This window comes from Allocoleopsis sp. (assembly GCF_036703385.1).
GTDB lineage: Bacteria > Cyanobacteriota > Cyanobacteriia > Cyanobacteriales > Coleofasciculaceae > Allocoleopsis.
On sequence record NZ_DATNPA010000516.1, the window covers coordinates 1 to 6190 of the forward strand.

Sequence of the window (6190 nt, forward strand, 5' to 3'; positions counted from 1 at the left end):
GGCATCAGTGGGTAAATCGAGATACTCACCCTTGTCTAGATAGAGCCAGCTAATTTTCTGATCGAGGACTTGCCAAACGATATATTCCTTTACTCCATTACGGCGATAGGCTTGTTTTTTGGCGTGAAGGTCGATCGCAACACTGCTAGCGGCAATTTCGACCACCAACTCTGGAGTACCTTCAATATAATCATCATCACTCAGTCGCGCCTGTCCACCGGCTTCTGGAGCAATTAGGAGAACAGCATCCGGCTGAGGTTCGTTGTCGATATCGAGACGCACCGTTGGAGCATCCCCCAAAGCAACACCGGGAGTCATAGCTTCATAGTTTCCTAGCCATGCCATAATCCAAGCATGAGGTTGGCTGTGGCTCTTGAAGCGCAGTGCAGCAGGCATGTAGACAATCCCTTCGATTAATTCAGCTTTTTTCAGGTTGGGCGTGGCGTTGTAGCGGCGCTCAAATTCGTAACGGTTTAAGCGATCGCCATTTTCTAAGGGGGGAATTGCCCAATGCTGGGAAGGTGTTTTAACCATACAGCCGCAGTTAGGGTAAACCTATGCTCATCCTACCGAATCGGGGCATAGGATTGCTCATCATCAGTTGCAGTTCACCACCAAACAGCCGCCAGTGTTGCAGGGAGCTTGCCTTTTGGCTTGGTTGAGAAGCCATCTCATTGTATAGTTGTACTCACAAATATCATCGAAAATGTTGTCCAAAAATGGATATCAAAAAGTGTATCGATTCAGTTCGTTACAGCTTATCAACTCTGATTTCTTCCGCGATCGCACTTACCCAAATTTTGGGGCTATAGGACGCACCCGATCACCCGCGCCACGTTTAGACTGAATCGGAATTTCCACCACAAACTCAGAACCTCCATCAGGAGGGGTATGGACGCTAATGTGACCCCCATGCATCTCAACAACAATCTGATAACTAATAGATAATCCTAACCCCGTGCCAGAACCAACTGGCTTGGTTGTAAAAAACGGGTCAAAGATTTTCGGTTGAATTTCTGCGGGAATGCCACAGCCATTATCAGCCACACAGATGCGAACAGATGGCTTTCCCGCAATGACAGACTCTGCCGTTGTAATGGTAATTACTTTATCTGGCTGAGTCGATTCTTTCAAAGCATCGTTAGCAAAGCGAGACGCTATCGCGTCTATCGCATTATTCAGCAAGTTGATCAATACTTGATTGATTTGACTGGCATAGCACTCCACGAGAGGCAACTCACTGTAATACTTCCGTACAGAAATTTCATCTTTGAGCCGACTGTTGAGTAGCAGCAGCGTATTGTCAATGCCCTCGTGGATATCAACCACCTTAACATCAGTCTCATCAACCCTAGAGAAGTTACGTAAGGATAGAACAATCTGACGGATGCGTTCCGCACCCGTTTTCATGGAGTTCAGCATTTGAGGCAAATCTTCCTGAATGAACTCTAGATCAATCTCAGCCTCAAACTTGGAGATTTCTGAAGGACGATGGGGTAAATTCTGCTGGTATAAACTGACTAATTGCAGCAAATCTTCCAGGTATTGATTGACATAGAAGAGGTTGCCATAAATAAAACTGACAGGGTTATTGATTTCATGAGCAATCCCTCCTACCATTTGACCCAAGCTCGACATTTTTTCGGTATGCACTAAATAAGCCTGAGTTCTTTTGAGTTCCCTCAAGGCATCGCCCAGAAGTTGGACTTGCTCTTTCGTCTGGGTATAGAGCAGAGATTGGATAATTGCGATCGCAAGTTGGTCGGCAACCACTTGCAACAGTTCTGTTTTGTGGATACTCCACGACCAACGGGTGGCATGGATGCAAATCAGATAGCCCAGAGTTCCGCCATCGGCTCGAACGGGTAAAGCCAGGTAGCTGTCAGCTTTGAGTTCTAGTGGGACTTGTTCTCCAGATTGGCTGCCATTCAGGCTGGGGGAAGCTGGAGTGAGGAGTAAGGCTTCACTCTGCTGAAGTCGCCTGTCCAACTCTTCTCCTGGTGAGACATTAAAGCATCCGACTTGCTTGGGCAGACCTTCTCGACAGTATTCCCGTTGGAATCGCAAGATTAGCTGTTGAGGTTCCAGTACGACGTAAGCCACCCGTTCGAGATGGAGCAGGGTTACCACTTCCTCAACTGTTGTTTGCAGAATGTGATCAATCTCCAAAGAAGCGCGAATGCGCCCGATCAATCGATTTACCAGCGCTTCTCGGTCGGCGCGAGCGCGAAGCCGTTCCGATAACAAGAATTGCCGCAGTGCTGTGAACGTCGCTGCACCCAACAGTACTCCCACAACCACTGCCAACTGATTGAGAGCCTCCAGTTTAGCTTCAATATTCTCGTGAGGAATGACCAAGGCGATCGACCAATCTGCTTGGTGCAGAGGTAAATAGGCAACATAAACCCAATTGCCATTGATTCGCACCCGCTCAATATCACTGCGCTTTTCCACCATCCGTGCGGCAATCCGACGCAAAGCAGGGTCTTTTGCCGTTAAAAAACTGGGAGCTGGATGTTCTTGGGTTCCCCTGAGCGTGTAATTGGGATGAACAATCGGTGTGCCTTGGGAATTGAGAGCAAACGCATAACTCCCAGAGCCATATTCCAGTTCGCCTACCACCTGAGCGATGCGATTGAGCTTAATGTTGCCATTCATCACTCCCATCGGCTGCTTAGCCGTGGAAGAGCCTGACCAAATGGGAGCGGCAATGGGAACGACGACGGCTCCAATCGAACGAGCAATTAGCGGATCGGCAACAACTGCTTTCCCTGCCATTGCTTCCTTAACGTGTTTGCGGTCTTGCAAGTTTGCCTGAGCTCGACCAACTTTCGTGGTGTAGTAGGAACCATCGGGGTAGATTAGAGCAAAATGGTAGAACTCCTTGAGGCGCTTTAATTCTGCTTGCAAATACGGTTCGCTCGCCGACCAATTCATCGTGCGAATCGTGGGTGTGTTGGCTAACATTTCTACCTCAGCCTTGCGAGTCGCCAGCCATTCGTCAATTTCTTTACCCCCAAGCTGAGCTTTCAAAAAGGCATATTCCTTTAAATTTTTGAGAATCAACTTCCGCCCAACTTGATAGCTGATTAGAGCTGTTGTACTCACTGCCAACGTTGTACCTAATATCACAAGCAGAACAATGAGATTTCGAGGCCGCCCCCCTCGCTGGGTGCGAATTTTCTCGAACCAAGTCAACCCCCGCCACTGTGACATCGTTAATTTTGGAAGAAATTGATGGTCTCACAATAACTGACAAAAGGTCTGAATTGCCTCCCAAATTTGTGGCATCACATCCGTTAAGCCGTGGTCGCTGTCCAGTTCAATCAGTTGTACCCAAGGACGCATACTAGCATAAGCAAGACTGGCAGCTAGGGGAATCACTTCATCATTACGCCCATGTAGGACAAGGGTAGGCACGGGTCGTGATAGCTGCGTGTCTGGATACTGAGCGGCATCTTCAACAAACTTGTAATGTAAGGGAAGCGATCGCTTTTCTCCGTAGTGATAAATCGGCAAATATCCCAACGTCTGCCATTGACTGATTTGTTCTTCTCCCAGTTGCGGCAACCAATGATCGAGAAATCCAAAGGCTGGAGCCAGCAGAACAAGCCGCTGGACTTGTGAGTGTTTTTCGGCTAACCAAGCGGATGTTAGACCCCCCAAACTAGAACCCATTAATGTGACTGGCGTCCCATCGGATGGAAAAAGAGACTCAACGTGAGCAATCTGACGTGCGATCGTCAAGTGGGAAAAGTCACCCTGGTTAAGGTCAGGCACTTCCAGGGAAATCTGATGGATGGCGAACGCTTCGCGCAAATACACCGCCTTGACCGACTCAGGCGTTGAAGCAAAACCGTGAAGGTAGACGAATCTCAAATTAATACCTTTGTTGATGAACCATCTGATTGTCGAACTTTTTCCCTTGCTGTTCCATCAGTTGAGCAAACTGGCTGCGTTGATTGGGTGTTAATACATCTCGCATTGCCAGCATACTTTCAAAGCTTGTGGCTTCTAGCTGCTGGCGCATCACTGCAACTTGCTGATATTTAGCCCGAACTTCGTCGGCTGAAGCGTTACTTACCATGAGTTCGCGCAACTCTTTGGTCGCTTGGCGCACGGCGTATTTGTGTTGGACTATTCGATCTTTGTATTGAGAGTAAATAGTTGTTAGCTTTTGCTTCTGATCGGGATTTAGGTTGAGTTGCTCCATCAACCGAAACTCACGCTGCCCCCCGTCCTTTTGCGCTCCTAAGTTTTGTAGGGCGCTTTCGGGGAATGGGGAATTGGGTTTAATCAAAGCGATCGCACTTCCAATCGCAAGCACGAGAAATGACCACACAGATACACGACGTAACCACATTTTTAAGAAATATTAAGTACGGAATTTCATGCTTAAAGATCTCTCTCTTCCATTGTTCACCGCAGAAGAGAAAGCTTATTGCGCCGCATTCGCCTCGAACTGCCAATCGACCTGTACAACATTGTGAGTCTGTAAACTGGGGGATGTATCTCCGACCACCTCATTCCAGTTGTCTTGCAGGAACGCTTCCACAGGGGCTGACTGAGATGACTCTGGTACGGAAATCAGGAGGCGATAACTACTCAACAGCATCACTAAACCGGCAATCAGCGCTGGTGGCCAAGGTAGGAGCCGCTGACTAATACTAGGCTGGGGAGACTTTTCCACCGCCCTCATTAGCTGCTCTTCCAAGTCATCTGCCTCTGGTGGGGGTATAGGGCGGTGTTTGTGGAGAAACTCTTGCCATTGTCTGTCATCAGGTGGTAATTGTGTCATAGCATCTCTCCTTGTTGCTGGATATATTGCTTTAGGGATATTCGGGCATGAAAAAGACGAGACTTAACGGTTCCCACTGCTATGCCCAAAATTTGCGCCACCTCTTTTTGGGGCAAATCCTCCAAATCATGCAATACCAGTACAGCACGATGCTCAAAACTCAACTGTTGCAATCCCCGTTGAATAATGTCTTGATAGTGCAGTTCCATCAAATCAGGAGCCTGGGAGTGTTTCGAGTCGCTGGGGAGCAAGCGATCGCTACCACTTTTGAGTTTGGAGTTAAAGGAACGTTCTTGAGCAAACTGCCGCCGCTGATCAGATGCCACATTCCAGCAGATCCGATAAAGCCAGGTCGAAAATTGGGACGCCTGCCGTAGCTGGGGCAAGCCTTTCCAGGCACGGAGGAAAACCTCTTGGACTAAATCATCGAGAGCCTCACCACCACAAAGTTGGTAGAGGGTTGACCGCACTCGCGAAGCATAGCGCCGATACAGTTGGCGGAAACTCTGTTGGTTTCCTTGTTGGCACTGTAGCACCAAGTCGATGTCGGTTTCAGGCTCTTGAGCAGCAGGGTCATTGTTTGACGCCTCGGCAGGTATTACTGACACCTGTGTTCTCCCTCACCAGTTGGTTTTCATACTTCTTTAGACTGAGGTGGTAAGACAAAGGTTCATTGAACAGTGACCAGTAAGCAGTAAGCAGCGAGCAGTGATACCAAATCCGGGTTGACTACCCCCTTTATCAGGAAGGATAATCTCCCTCAGTGCGATCGCAAAAATGGAAGTAGTTCAAACCGCGTTGACAAACAAGGTTAAGTGCTATTAATTCTCAATAAACAAAACTTCTTGTCTCTAACTTTTTGGTGCAGTTTTTTTTAAACTCTTGTTGTGCTTCTGGGTCGGCTTTCGCGTGACGAGGACGTGGTCTTTGAGCAGAATAACGACATTTTTTAAGGTAGTCCCATCCTATGCAGAGGCCAAACTTTCTCTCGCCCTGTCTTTTTGGCAATCCAATCGGCTACATAAGAGTCCAGTCCAGATGCCTTTGTCTTCTGGTTGCTGTTTTAGGCTTAAACGTAATTCTTCTAGTTGCTCACTATTAAGCAGGGCGTGGGATGGGAGGATTGGGCGCTGACGGCGGCGATTGGCGATGGCCACTACCCCTTGTTGATTCTACGCCTTGACTATGTCCTTGGCGTAATCATAGTTCAATCCCACGGCAAGAGATGCTTGCTGGATTGTCCAGTGTTGAGACACTAACCACAGTAGATGCCAACGACGTGATTCATTCCACTCGATCTGAGCAACCGAAGTAGCGGGACTTCAGTTCGCTGCTTGTCAGGTAAGGTTGGAGATGCGCTTTTTTGACCATGTCTCACGAAGCGATAGCGTT

The 6190-nt window shown here is 48.2% G+C and carries 9 protein-coding genes; all 9 read right to left on the bottom strand.

The window, feature by feature from the left end:
- Positions 1-534: Uma2 family endonuclease (locus tag V6C93_RS25050; RefSeq protein WP_333479391.1), on the bottom strand; the 534-nt coding region annotated here is incomplete at its 3' end.
- A 10-nt stretch (positions 535-544) separates the two neighbouring features.
- Positions 545-670 carry a hypothetical protein gene (locus V6C93_RS25055; protein WP_333479392.1) on the bottom strand — a complete coding sequence of 42 codons (126 nt, stop codon included), beginning with the start codon at positions 668-670 and terminating at the stop codon, positions 545-547.
- 119 nt (positions 671-789) lie between these two features.
- Complete coding sequence (locus V6C93_RS25060; protein WP_333479393.1) at positions 790-3216, bottom strand: ATP-binding protein; 2427 nt, start codon at positions 3214-3216, stop codon at positions 790-792.
- A 27-nt stretch (positions 3217-3243) separates the two neighbouring features.
- The gene (locus V6C93_RS25065; RefSeq protein WP_333479394.1) at positions 3244-3879 is read right to left on the bottom strand and encodes a YqiA/YcfP family alpha/beta fold hydrolase; all 636 of its coding nucleotides are present in this window, start codon (positions 3877-3879) and stop codon (positions 3244-3246) included.
- 1 nt (position 3880) lies between these two features.
- Positions 3881-4363: a Spy/CpxP family protein refolding chaperone gene (locus V6C93_RS25070; protein ID WP_333479395.1), complete on the bottom strand. Its 483-nt coding sequence runs from the start codon at positions 4361-4363 to the stop codon at positions 3881-3883.
- Positions 4364-4438: 75 nt separating this feature from the next.
- Entirely contained in the window at positions 4439-4798 is a 360-nt protein-coding gene (locus V6C93_RS25075; RefSeq protein ID WP_333479396.1) for a hypothetical protein, read from the bottom strand.
- Positions 4795-5406: a sigma-70 family RNA polymerase sigma factor gene (locus V6C93_RS25080; RefSeq protein ID WP_333479397.1), complete on the bottom strand. Its 612-nt coding sequence runs from the start codon at positions 5404-5406 to the stop codon at positions 4795-4797. The genes V6C93_RS25075 and V6C93_RS25080 overlap by 4 nt, the downstream gene beginning before the upstream one ends.
- 220 nt (positions 5407-5626) lie before the next feature.
- Complete coding sequence (locus V6C93_RS38460; RefSeq protein ID WP_349262833.1) at positions 5627-5806, bottom strand: winged helix-turn-helix domain-containing protein; 180 nt, start codon at positions 5804-5806, stop codon at positions 5627-5629.
- Entirely contained in the window at positions 5764-5955 is a 192-nt protein-coding gene (locus V6C93_RS25085; RefSeq protein WP_333479398.1) for a hypothetical protein, read from the bottom strand. The genes V6C93_RS38460 and V6C93_RS25085 overlap by 43 nt, the downstream gene beginning before the upstream one ends.
- Between the last annotated feature and the right edge of the window lie 235 nt (positions 5956-6190).

Excerpts from the sequence above, each read along its gene's own strand:
- V6C93_RS25055 (WP_333479392.1), bottom strand. The coding sequence starts at position 670 with ATGGCTTCTCAACCAAGCCAAAAGGCAAGCTCCCTGCAACACTGGCGG.
- V6C93_RS25060 (WP_333479393.1), bottom strand. The coding sequence starts at position 3,216 with ATGTCACAGTGGCGGGGGTTGACTTGGTTCGAGAAAATTCGCACCCAG.
- V6C93_RS25070 (WP_333479395.1), bottom strand. The coding sequence starts at position 4,363 with ATGTGGTTACGTCGTGTATCTGTGTGGTCATTTCTCGTGCTTGCGATT.
- V6C93_RS25075 (WP_333479396.1), bottom strand. The coding sequence starts at position 4,798 with ATGACACAATTACCACCTGATGACAGACAATGGCAAGAGTTTCTCCAC.